This is a genomic window from Caulobacter ginsengisoli (assembly GCF_030814835.1).
Classification (GTDB): Bacteria; Pseudomonadota; Alphaproteobacteria; order Caulobacterales; family Caulobacteraceae; genus Caulobacter; species Caulobacter ginsengisoli.
The window spans coordinates 151,656-166,664 of record NZ_JAUSVS010000002.1; the positions used below are offsets into that span (position 1 = coordinate 151,656).

Genomic DNA, 15,009 nt, shown 5'->3' on the forward strand with positions numbered 1-15,009 from the left:
AGGGGCTTCTATTACGCCGCCCAGGCCGCTGCAAAGCGGCGAAGGCGCTGGCGCACCTCGCTGTCGGCGGCGGGACGGGTTTCCAGGCGCACGAACAGGTCCCCGGCGGGGCGGCCGCGGGCGGCGGGCAGACCCTCGCCGCGCAGGCGGACGAGGCCCCGGGCGGCGGCGGCGCGGCTGACCCAGATCAGGCGCGGTCCGGCGGGGGTTTCCAGCGGCACGCGGCCGCCATCGTCCATCAGCGAGGGGGTCAGGCACAGGGTGATCCACAGGTCGTCGCCGCGCACCACGCTGGCCCCGTCGCCGGCGATGAGGATGTCATAGACGGTCTCGCCGGCCCGCAGCCGGTCGCCGCCGCGCAGGCCGGGCGGCAGCTGGATGCGCAGCCGCCGGCCCGCCTCGTCGATCAGGTGCAGCTCGCCGCCCAGCACCGCCTGGGCCGGGCTGATCGACAGCCGGGCGGGGCCAACCTCGGTGGACGGGGCAGGGGGCGCCGGCGCGGCGGCCGGCAGCACCGACAGGTCGGCGCGCAAGAGACGATAGGCCTCGACCACCCTGTGGAAGCGGACGGCGTCGCCGCCGCTGCGGTCGGGATGGGCCTGTTTGACGGCCTGGCGGAAGGCCGCCTGCAGGGCCTCGGGATCGGCGCCGAGCGCGGTCCCCAGCAGGGCCCGAGCCTGATCGATCGTCATTGGGCCCGCCCCGCTCATGGGTCGACCATGGCGGGCTTAGGGTCAATGTCCGGTTAAGCCTGACCTTTGGCGCGCGAAGGACTAAATAGGGGGAATGAAGGACGACGCTCTGATCCCCCATTCGCCCAGCGAGGGCGACTATGTCAGCCAGGTCACGGCGGCCGAGCCCCTGCCGCTGCTGCCGGAAGCCGATCCCATCAGCCTGTTCGAGACCTGGCTGAAGGCGGCCGGCGAGAGCGAGCCCAACGACGCCAACGCCATGGCCCTGGCCACCGTCGACGCCGATGGCCTGCCGGACGTGCGGATGGTGCTGCTCAAGGGGGTCGACGCCGGCGGCTTCGTGTTCTTCACCAACACCCAGAGCGCCAAGGGGGTCGAGCTGGCGGCCAACCCCAAGGCCGCGCTGCTGTTCCACTGGAAGTCCCTGCGCCGCCAGGTGCGGGTGCGCGGTCCCATCGTCCCGGTCACCGACGCCGAGGCCGACGCCTATTTCGCGACCCGGGCGCGGCCCGCCCAGCTGGGGGCCTGGGCCTCGGAGCAGTCGCGGCCGCTGCCCGACCGGTTCGCGCTGGAAAAACGGGTGGCCGAGGCCGGCCTGCGGTTCGGCCTGGGCAAGGTCACCCGGCCGCCACACTGGTCCGGCTATCGCCTGGTTCCGGCCAGCCTGGAGTTCTGGCGCGACCGGCCCTTCCGCCTGCATGAACGGCTGGTGTTCACGCGGGAAGGGCAGGGCTGGGGGACCAGCCGGCTCTATCCTTAGGGTCCAGCACTCAATTCATCCGCTCATCCCCGCGAAAGCGGGGACCCAGGCTTTTTGCTGTTGAGGGCGATTCTGACAGGTCTGGGCGGCTGAAAGTCAGCTACGAAAAACACCTGGGTCCCCGCTTTCGCGGGGATGAGCGGAGTATATTTAGACCCCGTATCGCGCCAGGAAGGTATCCACCGCGTCATCGCAGATCATCTTGAGCGGGCGGCGCGGCATGGCGTCGTCGCCGGCCACCAGGCCGAAGACCAGGGTGGCGTGCTCGAGCATGCCCAGCAGCTGGCCGGCCGCCCAGCTGGCCTTTTCGAAGCGAATCTCCCCGGCGGCCGCCAGGGCGTTCAGGATTTCGATGGCCGCCCCGCCCAGTTCGGAATGGGCGCGGTCCTGGAAGTAGTCGGCCACGCCGCCGAATCGCCGGCGCTCGGCGGTGACCATCCGGAACACCGACCGCGACAGCGGGTCGGCGTAGAACTGGGCGTAGGCATAGGCGAATTCGCACAGCCGGCTGCGGGGGTCGCCCCGGTGGCTGGTGGTGTCGCGCACCCGGCGGGCCAGCTCGGCCACCGCCTCCTCGACGACGGTGCGGAACATCTCGCTCTTGCTGGGGAAGTGGGCGTAGAGGGTCGCCGTGGAGACCCCCGCCTCACGCGCCAGGGTTTCCATGCCCGCGCCGGCGAAGCCCTCTTTCAGGAACAGGATGCGCGCGGTGTCGAGAATCTCCCGGCGCTTGCGATCTGAACGGGACAATGTCCCAGGCCTTCCTGGCATGAATCCCCTACCTGAACGCTGTTATCCTTTACCATACCGGCCGGATGAGAGCGTCCGCAAGGAAGCGGCGGGGTTATTCCTCCCGTATTTGGGGAATCGCGGTTTTCCATCCTGTCGCACGCTTGGGCGCGCGGCGCGCCATGCGCTAAGGATGGGGCGATGAGTTCCTCCGAAGACGACGCCCGCCGCGAGGCGCAGATCGCCGCCTGGTTCGCCGGCGTCGCCGAGCGGGTCATCGAGACCTCCTGCGCCCGGGTCTATCTGGCCGGCGAACTGGCCTGGAAGATCAAGCGTCCGGTCAATTTCGGCTTCCTGGACTATTCGACCGGCGAGAAGCGGTTCTGGGCGCTTCAACGTGAACTGAGCTTCAACCGCGCCGCCGCGCCGGACATCTACCGCCGGGTGGTGGCGCTGACCCGCGCCGTCGGCGGTGGGCTGGAGCTGGACGGGCCGGGCGAGGTGGTCGAGCACGCCCTGGAGATGCGCCGCTTCGACGAGACGGCCGTGCTGGCCGAGCAGCCCTGGACGGTCGACGGAACCCTGGCCGAGACCCTGGGCCGCACCGTCGCCCGCTACCACGCCGGCGCGCCGGTGCAGCGCCAGTCGGAGGGCGGCGGCGGCATGTCCTACACTATCCGCTCAAACGCCGAGGTTCTCCGAGGCCTGGGCGAGCGGCTGGATGGCGAGCGGGTCGAGGCGCTGGCGGCGGCGACCTTCGCGGCGGCGGAACGGCTGAAGCCCTTGCTGGAAGAGCGGGTGGCGGACGGCTATGTCCGCCGCTGCCATGGCGACCTGCATCTGGGCAATGTGCTGCTGGAGAACGGCGCGCCGGTGCTGTTCGACTGTATCGAGTTCAACGACGCCCTGTCGCAGATCGACGTCCTCTACGACATCGCCTTCCTGCTGATGGACCTGGACTTCCGCCGCCGGCGCGACGCGGCGGTGCGGGTGCTGTCGGGCTGGCTGGATGAGTCGGCCCGCCCAATGAAGGGAGGGGGGGAGGACGACAGCCTCTGGCGGGGCCTGGCCGTGCTGCCCCTGGCCCTGTCGGTGCGGGCGGCGGTGCGCTGCCACGTCCAGGCCTATGCCGGCGACCTGGAGGCCGCCGACGCCTATCTCAGCGTCGCGCTTGCCCATCTCGAACCGCCGCCCCCGGCCCTGGCGGCGGTGGGCGGGCTTTCGGGGTCGGGCAAGTCGACCTTCGCGCGGCTGGCCGCGCCGGGGCTCGGAGCGTCGCCGGGCGCGGTGGTGCTGCGCAGCGACGAGATCCGCAAGCGGCTGTGGGGCGTGGGTCCTCTGGAAGCCCTGCCGAGCGAGGCCTATGCGCCGGGGACCAGCGAGCCGGTCTATGCCCGCATGTTCCATGAGGCCGAGCTCTGCCTGAAGGCGGGCCGGGCGGTGGTGCTGGACGCGGTGTTCCTCAAGGCCGAGGAACGGGCCCAGGCCGCCGCCCTGGCCGCGCGCCTCAACCTACCGTTCGAAGGCGTCTGGCTGGACGCGCCGGCCGATGTGCTGCGCGCCCGGGTCCAGGGCCGCTCGGGCGACGCCTCCGACGCCGATGTCGCCACCCTGGAAAGCCAACTTCGCCGTGATCCGGGTCCGATGGACTGGCGTATCCTGGACGCCCGGGCGCCGCTGGACGACCAGGCGCGGGCCTTGGTCGATGCGATGGTCAGCTCCTTGCACGCGCCAAAAGCGACTTAGATTGCCGAGCCAGGGCGGGACACTTACGCTTCGGCCGCTAGACAGAGACGAGGAGCCCCCATGCAGGGCCTGATGCAGCAGTCGCCCCTGACGGTCGACACCATCCTGGACCACGCCAAGCTCTGGCACGGCGGACGCGAGGTCGTGACCCGTTCGATCGAGGGACCGATCGTCCGCACGACCTACGCCCAGATCCACGAGCGGGCCAAGCGGCTCAGCAACGCCTTGCTGAACCTGGGGATTCGCCCGGGCGACCGGGTCGCCACCCTGGCCTGGAACACTGGCCGCCACATCGAGGCCTGGTATGGCGTCATGGGCATCGGGGCGGTCTGCCACACGCTCAATCCGCGCCTGTTCCCCGAACAGCTGACCTGGATCATCAACCACGCCGAAGACCGGATCATCTTCACCGACCTGACCTTCGTGCCGGTGCTGGAGGAGATTCTCGCCAAGTGTCCCAGCGTGGAGCACGTGGTGGTGATGACCGACGCCGGCCACATGCCGGCCTTCCAGGTCAAGCCCGTGCCGGCCATGGCTTTCAAGCGCGCCTACGCCTTCGAAAGCCTGGTCGAGGAATCCAGCCCCGACTGCGCCTGGGGCGGGTTCGATGAGAACACCGCCGCCGGCCTCTGCTACACCTCGGGCACTACGGGCGATCCCAAGGGCGTGCTCTACAGTCACCGCTCCAACTTCCTGCACACCCTGATCGGGCTGCAGAAGGACGTGTTCGGCATCGGGGCCAGCGACGTGGTCCTGCCCATCGTGCCGATGTTCCACGCCAACGCCTGGGGCCTGGCCTTCGACTGCCCGGCCGTGGGGGCCAAGCTGGTCATGCCCGGGGCCAAGATGGACGGGGCGTCCGTCCACGAACTGATCGAGACCGAGGGCGTCACCTTCTCGGCCGCCGTGCCCACGGTCTGGCAGATGCTGCTGCAGCACCTGGACGCCACCAAGGGCAAGATCACCAGGATGAAGCGGGTGGTGATCGGCGGCTCGGCCTGTCCCGAAAGCATCATCCGAGGCTTCCATGACCGCTACGGGGTGGAGGTCATCCACGCCTGGGGCATGACCGAGATGTCGCCGCTGGGAACCCTGGGCACGCCCACCGCCGAGACGGCGGAAATGCCCTTCGACCAGCAGCTGCCCTACATGCTCAAGCAGGGCCGCCCGCCGATGGGCGTGCAGCTGCGCCTGCTGGACGACGAGGGCCGCGAACTGCCGCACGACGGCAAGACCTTCGGCCGGCTGATGGTCAAGGGCCACGCGGTGGTGCGCGAATACTTCAAGGGGGCCGGCGGCCAGATCCTTGATTCCGATGGCTATTTCGACACCGGCGACGTGGCGACCATCGACCCGGCCGGCTTCATGCAGATCACCGACCGCGCCAAGGACGTCATCAAGTCCGGCGGCGAGTGGATCAGCTCGATCGACATCGAGAACATCGCCATGGGCCATCCCAAGGCCGAGCTGGCGGCGGTGATCGGCGTGCCCCATCCCAAGTGGGATGAGCGGCCCCTGCTGCTGGTCAAGCTCAAGCCCGGCGAGACGGCGACCAAGGAAGAGTTCCTGCAGTATCTCGACGGCAAGATCGCCAAGTGGTGGATGCCCGACGACGTGCTGTTCGTCGACGACATCCCGCTGGGGGCGACCGGCAAGATCGACAAGAAGATCCTGCGCCAGCGCCACGGCGACCACGTCCTGCCGACCATTGCAGCCGCCGGGGCAGCCGCCGCCACGGGGGCCGCCCTGGCCCAGCGGGCCGCGCCCGACCCGGTGCTGCGCGCGCCGGAACCGCCGCCCGAGCCGGTCGCCGCGCCGGAACCGCCGCCGCCGATCGTTGAGGCCGCGCCGCCACCTGAGCCGGAGCCGGAACCGCCGCCGGTGATGACGCCGCCGCCCGAGGCGCCGGCCATGTTCGTCGTCGCCCCTTCACCCAAGAATCCGCCGGCCCAGGCCGTCGCGGCCCAGCCCGAACCAGCGCCCGAACCGCCGGCCGATCCCTCGCCCGAACTGGTCGAGAATCCGATCCCCGATCCTCTGGCCGATCCGGACCCCGCGCCGACACCCGAGTCCGCCCCGTCCGGCCCGGAAATGGCCGAACCGCCCTCCGACAAGCCCAGTGGGCCGTTGATCTGGTCGGTCTCCGACAAGGTCGATCCCAAGGACGTGCCGCCGCCTCTGCCCAGCATGCCCGACCTCACCCCGGTCGGCGCCGCCGCCGCTACCACGCTGGCCGGCGCCGCGATGGGGGGGAAGGACAGCAAGGGCGCTCCGGTTCGCGCCCCTTCGACCCTGGCGTCCGGCGATACGCCGCTTTCCATGCCCATCACTCCGCGCCGGCCGGCCAGGAAGAAGGGCGGCGCCGCCAGCGGCTACCTGACCTTCTGCGTGCTGCTGTCCCTGGTCCCGGCCCTGCTGGTCCTGGGCGGCGCGCTGGGCGTGCGGTTCGGCCTGCTGGATCTGCAGCAGGGCCAGACGGCCATGCTGTCGGCCGGCCCGACGGCCTCGCTGGGCTGGGCCCAGGCCGCGGCCCTGGTCGCCCTGCTGGCCAGCGTCATCGGCCTCTTCGTGGCGGTGTTCGCCGGCTGGTCGCGGCTGTGGGGCAAGGCGGCGCTCGCCCTGCTGATCTGCCTGGCCACCTGGGGCGGCTTCATCGGCCTCAAGCAACTGCAGAAGACCAGTCCGCCGGTGCACGACGTCGCCACCGAATGGAGCCAGCCGCTGACCTTTTCGGCCAAGCTGATGCAGCTGCGCGGACCGGCCGCCAATCCGGTCGATCTCGATCCCGTCCTGCCGCTCGGCTCGCAGGCCTTCGCCGGCCGCCGGGTGGCCGATGTCAACGCCGAGACCTGCGGCTCCGCCCGGCCGGTGACGCTGACGGAAACCCCGGCGCGCGCCTTCGAGGCCGCCAAGGCGTCTCTGCTGCAGGCGGGCCTGGAGCTGGTCACCGAGGACTCAGCGGCCGGCAAGCTCGAGGCGACCGCCACCGGCCTTCTCTACGGTCTGAAGTCGGACGTCGTGGTTCAGGTGAGCCCCAGCGGCCAGGGTTCCACGGTCAACATGCGCTCGATCAGCCGCCAGGGTTTCGCCGACATGGGTGCCAACTGCCGCCGGATCGGCAAGCTGGTCGAAGGTCTAGCCGGCTAGCCGATATTCGCTGTCGATGGCCGGTTCGCCATCGGTGACGACCTTGCCCTCGCGGACCAGCAGCAACATGTGGGCCAGCACCGAATGGGCCGCGGCCGGGTGCAGGCGGGGGTCCACGTCCTTGTAGAGCACCGGCACCATGGCCCTGATCCGCCCATGCCCGGCCGCCACCGCGCCCAGCACCTGGGCCTCGCGGGCGCGCCGGTGGTCGATATAGGCCTGGATGAAGGGCCGGACCTCTGTAATCGGCGGGCCGTGGGTCGGCCACAGGGTCTGGAAGTCGCGCTCCAGGATGCGGTCCAGCGAGGCGAAATAGGCCCCCATGTCGCCGTCCGGCGGGGTGATGACCGTGGTCGACCAGCCCATGATGTGGTCGCCGGAGAACAGGGCCTGCTCTTCCTTCAGGTCGAAACAGACATGGTTGGAGGTGTGGCCGGGCGTCGGGATGGCCTCGAGGGTCCAGCCAGGTCCGTGGAAGACGCCGCCCTGGCTGACATCGACCTGCGGGGCGAAGCTGCTGTCGCGGCCGGCCTCCATCTTCGACTCCATCTCGCCGGCGCCACCCTTCTGGGCAAAGCCGTGGATGACCGCCCCGGTCACCGCCGCCAGGGCGGGGGAGAGGGGCGAGTGGTCCATGTGGTTGTGGGTGACGAAGATGTGGCTGACGACCTCGTCCCGGGTGGCGGCGAGGATGGCGTCCAGGTGCTCCTCGATGTCCGGCCCCGGATCGATGACCGCCACCTGGCCCTGGCCGACGATATAGGTGCCGGTGCCCAGGAAGGTGAAGGGGCCGGGATTGCGCGCCACCACCCGGCGGATCAGCGGCGAGACATGGTCGCAGGCCCCGTATTCGAACTTGATGTCGCGGACGAACGGAATCACGGCCTGCTTAGCGACCTTCCGCCGGCGACCAGGTCCAGGAAGGCTTTCGACAGCATCTCGGTGGCCTCCAGCTTGTCCTTCAGGGGCAGGGCGATGGGCGGGCCCATGTCGGTCTTGTTGACGTCCACCACATAGATCAGGCCGCTCTGGCGGTCGCGCAGAATATCCAGCCCGCCCCAGTCCATCTGCATGGCCGCGCAGAAGTCGCCGATCTGCTCGATCTCGCGGGGCGACAGCAGATCCTCGCTGCGATGCAGGGTCACCGAGGTGTTGTGGTTGGAGAACCGGTCGGCCAGGGGCCGGCGCTTGATGAAGACCAGCACCGGCTTGCCGCCGATACAGGGGGTGCGCAGGTCGTCGACGAAGTCGCCGTCGGCGTTGTCGACCAGCTTCTGATAGGTCTTGCCGGGCAGGGCCGGGCAGGGAGTCTGGACCGTCCGGCCGTCGTGGACGCCGTTGTCCTCGCCCTTCTCGACCACCAGCCCGTGGCCCTGACCCGGGTCGACCATCAGGGGATAGCCGAACACTCGCTCGAACACCCGCGCCACCTCGGTCTTGGTGACGTCCGTGCAGCCGTAGTTGAGGCGGAAGGCCGGGCCGGTGTTGGGGGCGGGGCCCTGGGCGGTGTCCTCGAAATACATCCCCGCCGCCGCCTGGTCGGGATTGCGGGCGATGCGCGCCCCGCCCCAGGCCGCGGCGGCCCAGACCAGATACCAGGGCCGGGGCACGTCGGGGGTGAACCAGACCCGGGGGCCGGGGCGCACCAGCCGCGTCCAGGCCGCCTTGGCCCGCACGCAGACGAAATAGACCATCCAGACCAGGGCCTCATGGATCAGCGGCCAGTCCAGCGCCAGATCCGCGCCGGTCTTCTTGACCTTGATGCGGCCGCCCGCGAACACGAAGTCGCTGGCCCAGGTTGTCGCCGTATCCGTCACGCGCTGCTCCGCCCCCGGTTCCTTCGCCCAGCTATTAACTAGGTGAATCTCGCTCGCGGACAACCGGAATGGCCGTGATGCGGCGATGCGCGCGTCAGGCCCGCCTCTTGCGCTGAGTTCGTCCAAACGGCCCAGGAGTTACGGTCATGGCGGCGGATGCGGCGATTTTTGTTTCAAAACGGCTCCAGCGGGCGGCGTTCGCCATCGTCTGTCTCATCGCCGCACAGTTCGTGATCGCCAGCTGCCAGCCCGAGCCGAGCGCCATGGCGGCGCGGGTGAGCCTGGGCGGGAACTAGACCACGCCCGACAGGTCGTAACCGGCCGCCGAGCCCTTCTCGACAATCTCGTCGCGGCTCAGCCCCGCGTCCTTGGCCGCCGCCTGCGACCAGGTGATGATCGAGCGCGTGCCGGACCGGCAGAAGGCCAGCACCGGCCCGCCAGCTTCGGCGATCGCTTCGGCCTGCTCGGCCGCCTGGTCCGGGGTCGGGCCACCGCGTACAGGGATGTGGCGATAGGCCAAACCCGCTGCTTTCGCCGCCGCCTCCATCGTCGCGCTCGAGGGCTGGTCCGGAACCTCGCTGTCCGGCCGGTTGTTGATCACCATGACAAAGCCGTCCGCCTTGGCCTTTGCGATATCCTCGGGCTGGATCTGCGGGCTGACCGCATAGGAATCGGTCACCTGGCGAAAGTCAGTCATCGGTGGTTCATCTCCGGTGGGGCTTCGTTGACAAGATCGGGGGGCGATGGAAGTTTCGCAACGCCGTAGCGGTCCCCTCGCCGCGCAAAGAGCCATTCATGCTGCGTTTTCTGCTTCGACGGCTCCTGGTGGCGATCCCCACCATGTTTCTCGTGGTTACCCTGGCCTTCTTCATGATGCGGGCGGCGCCGGGCAGTCCGTTCGTCAACGAACGCCAGCTCAGCCCCGAGGTCGAGAAGGCGGTCATGGCCAAGTACGGCATGGATCGCCCGCTGGCCGAGCAGTATTTCACCTACGTCAAGGGCGTGGTCCTGCATGGGGACCTGGGCCCATCGCTGAAATACAAGGACAAGTCGGTCGGCGACATCCTCAAGGAAAACGCCCGGGTCAGCGCCATACTGGGCCTCTCGGCCATCCTGCTGGCCTCCATCGTCGGGGTGACCCTGGGGGTGCTGGCGGCGCTGCGGCAAAACCGAAGTATCGACTACGCCACCATGGCGCTCGCCATAATCGGCGTCTGTATCCCCACCTTCGTCACCGCGCCCCTGCTGGTGCTGGCCTTCGGCTCCAAGCTGGGCTGGCTGCCCATTGCGGGGTGGGATGAGACGACCATCGTCCTGCCCATCATCGGAGCGCTGCCGCGCCTCGCCAATATCGTCCTGCCGGTCACGGTGCTGGCCCTGCCGCAGATCGCCATCATCTCGCGTCTGACCCGGGCCGGGATGATCGAGGTGCTGCGCTCCAACTATATCCGCACGGCCCGGGCCAAGGGTCTGCCCGAATGGCTGATCGTCCGCCGCCACGCCCTGCGCGCGGCCATCCTGCCCCTGGTCAGCTATCTGGGCCCGGCCTGCGCCGGCCTGCTGACCGGCTCGCTGGTGGTCGAGAAGATCTTCCAGCTGCCGGGCCTGGGAAAGTTCTTCGTGATCAGCGCCCTGCAGCGCGACTACACCGTCGTGATGGGCATGGTGATCGTCTACGCGGCCCTGATCCTGGTCCTCAACCTGATCGCCGACCTGCTGCTTGCGGCCCTCGATCCGCGCGTGAGGTTGTCATGAGCGTCTCCGCGATGATTCCCGGCTCCCCCGAGCGGGCCGAGCTGCTGCAGAACGCGGTCAAGGGCCGCTCGCTGTGGGACGACGCCCGCCGCCGGCTCATGCGCAACAAGGCCGCCGTGGCCGGCATGATCATCCTGGCGATCATGGTGCTGCTGGCCATCGTCGGGCCATTCCTGGCCCCGTTCCGCTATGACACCGTCACCAAGACCGACGTCTGGCTGGCGCCGCTGCAGGGCGGCCATCTGATCGGCTCCGATTCCCTGGGCCGCGACCTGCTGGCCCGGCTGTTCGCGGGGCTGGGCGTGTCGCTGCTGATTGGGGTGGTGGCCACCTCGGTCTCGCTGGTGATCGGCGTCGTCTGGGGCGCGGTGGCGGGCTATGTCGGCGGCCGGGTCGACGAGGTGATGATGCGGGTGGTCGACACCCTCTATTCGCTGCCCTTCATCTTCTTCGTCATCCTGCTGATGGTGACCTTCGGGCGCAACTTCATCCTGATCTTCCTGGCCATCGGGGCGGTCGAGTGGCTGACCATGAGCCGCATCGTGCGCGGCCAGACCCTGTCCCTGAAGCAGAAGGAATTCATCGAGGCGGCCAGGGCGGCCGGCCTGTCGCCCTGGCAGATCATCAGCCGCCATATCGTCCCCAACCTGCTGGGGCCGGTGGTGGTCTATGTCACCCTGACCATCCCGGCGGTCATCCTGGCCGAGAGCTTCCTCAGCTTCCTGGGGCTGGGCGTGCAGCCGCCGATGGCCTCGCTGGGCACGCTGATCGCCAACGGAACCCAGGACATGGAGCCGGCGCCCTGGCTGCTGATCTTCCCGTCAGTCGCCATGGCCCTGACCCTGATGGGCTTCAACTTCATCGGCGACGGCTTGCGCGACGCGCTCGACCCGAAAGACCGCTGAGATGGGGACCGCTGAGATGGTGCCTCCCTCAGTTGTCCCGATGCACCCGCATCTGCGGGTTGTTGTCGATCTTCATGAAATAGCTGCCCAGGGCGGCGGTGCGGATCTCGGCCTTGGAGCCCTTCTTGGGGTCTCGGGTGAGCACGACGGTGTCGATCTGGCGCCAGACCGCCCCGTCCTCCAGCTTGATGACCCATTTGCCGCTCATCCCTTCCTGGCGGGCCGAGGCGACGACAGCGGTGATCCTCTCCAGTTCCTCGGGCTTTTCGCCGGCGGTCATGAAGGCGGGCATCTGGAAGTTGAAGCCGAAGGCGGCCTTGCGGGCCTCGCGGACCTGAGCCTTGTCGACCACCACCACGTCGCCGGCCTTTTCGGCGTCATCGAGCTTGGCGGTCGCCGCGTCGTAGCAGGCCAGGCGCGCCGCATCGTCGGTCAGCTTGCGGCAGTCGACCACGCTCTGCAGCACGGGCGCCCGGCCGGGGGGCTTAGGAGCAGCCTGCGCCGCCATGGCCAGAACCGCCGTCATCACCAAGGCCAGTTTGGCGGCCGTCTTGAGCGTTCGCATCGATCACCTGTGCCACTGTTCGCCGGCCCATTGAAAAGGCGCCCCCCATTGAAAAGGCGTCTGGCGTGATCCGCAATCTGTTCCTGATCCTGGCCGCTGTCACCCTGCTCGCCGCCTGCGGGTCCAAGCCCTCGCTGCCCCCCTGTCCCAAGGGCAAGGTCTGCCTGCAGATCGGCAACACCTCCGAGCCCCTGACCCTGGATCCGCACAAGTCCACCGGCACCTGGGAGGACCGTATCGAATCGGACGTCCTGATGGGCCTGGCCCAGAGCGGGCCCGACGGAAAGCCGATCCCGGGGATGGCGGAAAGCTGGACGACCAGTCCCGACGGCCTGACCTGGACCTTCCATCTGCGCGATGCGGAATGGTCCGACGGCGCGCCGTTGACGGCTCAGGACTTCGTCTTCTCGATCCGCCGCATCCTGTCGCCGGAAACGGCGTCGGAATACGCTTCCAACCTCTACGCCATCAAGAACGCCCAGCCGGTCAGCGACGGCAAGCTGCCGCTCACCGCCCTGGGCGTCGAGGCGCCCGATCCCCACACCCTGATCATCCGGCTGGAGCACCCAGCCGCCTACCTGCTCCAACTGGTCAAGCACCACACCATGTATCCGGTCCCCGAACACGTGATCGCCAAATGGGGAGACGCCTGGGTCAAGCCGGGGCATTTCGTCGGCAACGGCCCCTACATGCTCAAGGCCTGGCGGCTGGGCGACTATGTGCAGGTGGTCAAGAACCCGCGGTTCTTCGACGCCGACAAGGTCTGTGTCGACGAGATCTACTACTACCCCACCGCCGACGCGATTTCCGGGGAACGGCAGGTGGCCCGGGGCGAGCTGGACATCAACACCGACATCCAGTCCAACCGCATCAGCCTGCTGCGCCAGAAGATGCCGGCCTATGTCCACACCAACACCTATCTGGGCGTGGTCTACCTGGCCTTCAATCGCAGTAAAAAGTCCGGCTATCCGCCGTTCGCGGACAAGCGGGTGCGGCTGGCCCTGAGCATGGCCGTCGACCGCGAGTTCATCGCCGCCAAACTGCTGCGCGGCGGCCAGCAGCCGGCCTACATGTTCGTGCCGCCAGGCACGGCCAACTATACCTCGCCGGCCCCGCCGGACTGGGCCGCCTGGCCGTTCGAGAAGCGCCAGGCCGAGGCGCGGCGGCTGCTCAGGGAGGCCGGCTACGGCCCCGGCCATCCGCTGAAGCTGGAAATCAAGCACCGCAACTCGGCCGATCCGATGCTGTTCATGCCGGCCATCCAGGCCGACTGGAAGGCCATCGGCGTCGAGGCCAGCCTGGCGCAGGAGGAGGTGCAGATCGCCTATGCCGACTACCGGGCCCGCAGCTACCAGGTCGCCGACGCCTCCTGGATCGGCGACTACAACGACCCGATGACCTTCCTGTACCTGCAGCGGTCCAACACCGGGGCGCAGAACTACGGCGACTACGCCAACCCGGTCTATGACGCCCTGCTGACCAAGGCCGACGAGACGCCCGATCCCCAGGCCCGCGCCGCCATCCTGGGCCAGGCCGAGACCCTGATGCTGAGTGACGCCCCGATCGTGCCGATCTACTACCTTATCAACAAGAACCTGGTGAATCCCAAGGTCAGCGGCTTCGTCGACAACATCGTCGACCAGCACCGCTCCCGCTGGCTCTGCGCCAAGCCGGCTGCCTAGGGCCGCCTGTTCAGGGCTGGGCGGCGAGCAGTCCGGCGATCAGCGGATGATCGCGCGCGGCCTGGTCCAGCCAGGCCATGCCCCGGCGCAGCTCGACGCCGTGCTCGGCCCGCGCCTGGTCCAGCACCTGGCGGCGCAGGCCCGCGTCGTAGCCGTATTCCGGGGCCTTGGAGTAGCGACTGAAATAGGGGCTGGCGGCCATGGCGTCCACGGCATCGGCCGGCGCCGCGCCGCGCAGATGGGTCAGGGCGAGGGCCAGGCTCTCCCGCGGCCGCGCCAGCAGGGCGTCGAAATCCAGCCACCGACAGCCGGCCGGATGGGCCGCGGCCGCCTGGGCCAGGCCGGCCATCTCGCAGGCCCAACTCATCGCCGTTCGCTCGCCCTCCGACAGGCCTTCCGCCCGCCAGACCGCGCCGCCCAGCCGGCGGTGCAGGCGCTGCAGCCGGCCGGGCGTCATCTGCTCCAACTCCACCCGAGAGGAGGGCCCGCCCAGGATGGTCGCCATGTAGGTCTCCGGCTTCACCGTCAGCAGCACGGCCCGGGCGGCGGGATTGCGGGCCAGCAGGACCGTGGCGATCTCGCCCACGCTGCTGGTGGCCTTGAGCAGGGTGCGCTGCCCTGGCAGCCAGACCCGCGACCACAGGCGCAGCAGGCCGCCCGCCCGCGATTCCCACGCCGCCGGCGTCCAGGAACCGCCAGCGGTTCCCAGCGCGCCGTGCAGCTCGGTCAGCCTGCGCAGCGCCGCCGGCTCCCGCAACGAGAAAACGCCCGGGTTCTGGCCCAAAACCCGCGACAGCAGGGTCGAGCCGACATGCCCTATGTGGAAGATGTAATCCAGCGCTTCGGCGTCTCCCTGGGAGAAGTCTTCAATATCGTCCCACCCAATTGTCTTTCGCGGATAATCCTTCATCAGTAGTCGCTGGTCGAGGAAACTGATGATCTCGTAGTCGCGGGGCGTTAGTGACAGAGCCGTGACGGATTGATCCGCCACATCTATGGCAATGGGACACAAATCCGGCGTTGCTCTGAATGGACGATTCGCAGGCTGCATCATGCCGTTCTGAGCGGATCCTGGGGGTCGTTTCGCCCCGTCGCGACCCAGTCTGGGCGCGGAGCGGGCGGAATACGGGCAGTTCTGTGGCGGTTATGTAACATGGCGTTGGGCTTGTGGCGCAAGCACCTGTCTAGAGTTGACCGGCGCATTACGGCGG

At 68.9% G+C, this 15,009-nt stretch carries 14 protein-coding genes; 7 read left to right on the plus strand and 7 right to left on the minus strand.

All coding sequences use genetic code 11. The features are described 5' to 3' along the window. Nucleotides 1-11 precede the first annotated feature (11 nt). Nucleotides 12-692, minus strand: a complete 681-nt coding sequence (locus tag QO010_RS06085; RefSeq protein WP_307347379.1) for a J domain-containing protein — start codon at nucleotides 690-692, stop codon at nucleotides 12-14. A gap of 94 nt (nucleotides 693-786) precedes the next feature. On the opposite strand from QO010_RS06085, the gene pdxH reads away from it, so the two are divergent. After that, complete coding sequence (pdxH, locus tag QO010_RS06090) at nucleotides 787-1,452, plus strand: pyridoxamine 5'-phosphate oxidase (protein ID WP_307347380.1); 666 nt, start codon at nucleotides 787-789, stop codon at nucleotides 1,450-1,452. A 150-nt stretch (nucleotides 1,453-1,602) separates the two neighbouring features. Here the strand turns inward: pdxH and QO010_RS06095 are convergent, their stop codons facing one another. Beyond that, nucleotides 1,603-2,202, minus strand: coding sequence for a TetR/AcrR family transcriptional regulator (locus tag QO010_RS06095; RefSeq protein ID WP_307347382.1), 600 nt, complete (start codon nucleotides 2,200-2,202; stop codon nucleotides 1,603-1,605). Between the two features lie 180 nt (nucleotides 2,203-2,382). Here QO010_RS06095 and QO010_RS06100 point away from each other — a divergent pair, with 180 nt between their 5' ends. Together QO010_RS06100 and QO010_RS06105 are read left to right on the plus strand one after the other, a co-directional pair. Beyond that, nucleotides 2,383-3,927, plus strand: coding sequence for a bifunctional aminoglycoside phosphotransferase/ATP-binding protein (locus QO010_RS06100; protein ID WP_307347383.1), 1,545 nt, complete (start codon nucleotides 2,383-2,385; stop codon nucleotides 3,925-3,927). Between the two features lie 60 nt (nucleotides 3,928-3,987). Beyond that, the gene (locus QO010_RS06105) at nucleotides 3,988-7,074 is read left to right on the plus strand and encodes a long-chain-fatty-acid--CoA ligase (RefSeq protein WP_307347385.1); all 3,087 of its coding nucleotides are present in this window, start codon (nucleotides 3,988-3,990) and stop codon (nucleotides 7,072-7,074) included. On the opposite strand, the gene QO010_RS06110 is transcribed toward QO010_RS06105, so the two are convergent. Further along, nucleotides 7,063-7,956 carry an MBL fold metallo-hydrolase gene (locus tag QO010_RS06110; protein ID WP_307347386.1) on the minus strand — a complete coding sequence of 298 codons (894 nt, stop codon included), beginning with the start codon at nucleotides 7,954-7,956 and terminating at the stop codon, nucleotides 7,063-7,065. The genes QO010_RS06105 and QO010_RS06110 overlap by 12 nt on opposite strands. Continuing rightward, complete coding sequence (locus QO010_RS06115; RefSeq protein WP_307347387.1) at nucleotides 7,953-8,891, minus strand: hypothetical protein; 939 nt, start codon at nucleotides 8,889-8,891, stop codon at nucleotides 7,953-7,955. The genes QO010_RS06110 and QO010_RS06115 overlap by 4 nt, the downstream gene beginning before the upstream one ends. Before the next feature lie 146 nt (nucleotides 8,892-9,037). Between QO010_RS06115 and QO010_RS06120 the strand changes: the two genes are divergently transcribed. Next, nucleotides 9,038-9,187: a hypothetical protein gene (locus QO010_RS06120; RefSeq protein WP_307347388.1), complete on the plus strand. Its 150-nt coding sequence runs from the start codon at nucleotides 9,038-9,040 to the stop codon at nucleotides 9,185-9,187. Here QO010_RS06120 and QO010_RS06125 read toward each other — a convergent pair. Then, complete coding sequence (locus tag QO010_RS06125; protein ID WP_307347390.1) at nucleotides 9,184-9,588, minus strand: TIGR01244 family sulfur transferase; 405 nt, start codon at nucleotides 9,586-9,588, stop codon at nucleotides 9,184-9,186. The genes QO010_RS06120 and QO010_RS06125 overlap by 4 nt on opposite strands. A gap of 98 nt (nucleotides 9,589-9,686) precedes the next feature. On the opposite strand from QO010_RS06125, the gene QO010_RS06130 reads away from it, so the two are divergent. Then, on the plus strand, nucleotides 9,687-10,646 hold the full coding sequence (locus tag QO010_RS06130) for an ABC transporter permease (protein ID WP_307347392.1): 960 nt from the start codon (nucleotides 9,687-9,689) through the stop codon (nucleotides 10,644-10,646). Next, a complete protein-coding gene (locus QO010_RS06135) occupies nucleotides 10,643-11,551 on the plus strand; it encodes an ABC transporter permease (RefSeq protein WP_307347394.1) in 909 nt (302 codons plus the stop codon). Before QO010_RS06130 ends, QO010_RS06135 begins: the two co-directional genes overlap by 4 nt. A gap of 28 nt (nucleotides 11,552-11,579) precedes the next feature. Here QO010_RS06135 and QO010_RS06140 read toward each other — a convergent pair whose 3' ends face one another. Further along, on the minus strand, nucleotides 11,580-12,116 hold the full coding sequence (locus QO010_RS06140) for a hypothetical protein (RefSeq protein ID WP_307347396.1): 537 nt from the start codon (nucleotides 12,114-12,116) through the stop codon (nucleotides 11,580-11,582). A 65-nt stretch (nucleotides 12,117-12,181) separates the two neighbouring features. Here QO010_RS06140 and QO010_RS06145 point away from each other — a divergent pair, with 65 nt between their 5' ends. Further along, on the plus strand, nucleotides 12,182-13,798 hold the full coding sequence (locus QO010_RS06145) for a peptide ABC transporter substrate-binding protein (protein WP_307347398.1): 1,617 nt from the start codon (nucleotides 12,182-12,184) through the stop codon (nucleotides 13,796-13,798). 10 nt (nucleotides 13,799-13,808) lie between these two features. Here the strand turns inward: QO010_RS06145 and QO010_RS06150 are convergent, their stop codons facing one another. Next, entirely contained in the window at nucleotides 13,809-14,789 is a 981-nt protein-coding gene (locus QO010_RS06150; protein ID WP_307347400.1) for a hypothetical protein, read from the minus strand. Nucleotides 14,790-15,009: the final 220 nt, after the last annotated feature.

What these genes read in the sequence shown, in the direction of transcription:
- QO010_RS06085 (WP_307347379.1), bottom strand. Translation starts at nt 692, where the DNA reads ATGACGATCGATCAGGCTCGGGCCCTGCTGGGGACCGCGCTCGGCGCC.
- pdxH (WP_307347380.1), top strand. Translation starts at nt 787, where the DNA reads ATGAAGGACGACGCTCTGATCCCCCATTCGCCCAGCGAGGGCGACTAT.
- QO010_RS06100 (WP_307347383.1), top strand. Translation starts at nt 2,383, where the DNA reads ATGAGTTCCTCCGAAGACGACGCCCGCCGCGAGGCGCAGATCGCCGCC.
- QO010_RS06105 (WP_307347385.1), top strand. Translation starts at nt 3,988, where the DNA reads ATGCAGGGCCTGATGCAGCAGTCGCCCCTGACGGTCGACACCATCCTG.
- QO010_RS06120 (WP_307347388.1), top strand. Translation starts at nt 9,038, where the DNA reads ATGGCGGCGGATGCGGCGATTTTTGTTTCAAAACGGCTCCAGCGGGCG.
- QO010_RS06125 (WP_307347390.1), bottom strand. Translation starts at nt 9,588, where the DNA reads ATGACTGACTTTCGCCAGGTGACCGATTCCTATGCGGTCAGCCCGCAG.
- QO010_RS06130 (WP_307347392.1), top strand. Translation starts at nt 9,687, where the DNA reads ATGCTGCGTTTTCTGCTTCGACGGCTCCTGGTGGCGATCCCCACCATG.
- QO010_RS06135 (WP_307347394.1), top strand. Translation starts at nt 10,643, where the DNA reads ATGAGCGTCTCCGCGATGATTCCCGGCTCCCCCGAGCGGGCCGAGCTG.
- QO010_RS06140 (WP_307347396.1), bottom strand. Translation starts at nt 12,116, where the DNA reads ATGCGAACGCTCAAGACGGCCGCCAAACTGGCCTTGGTGATGACGGCG.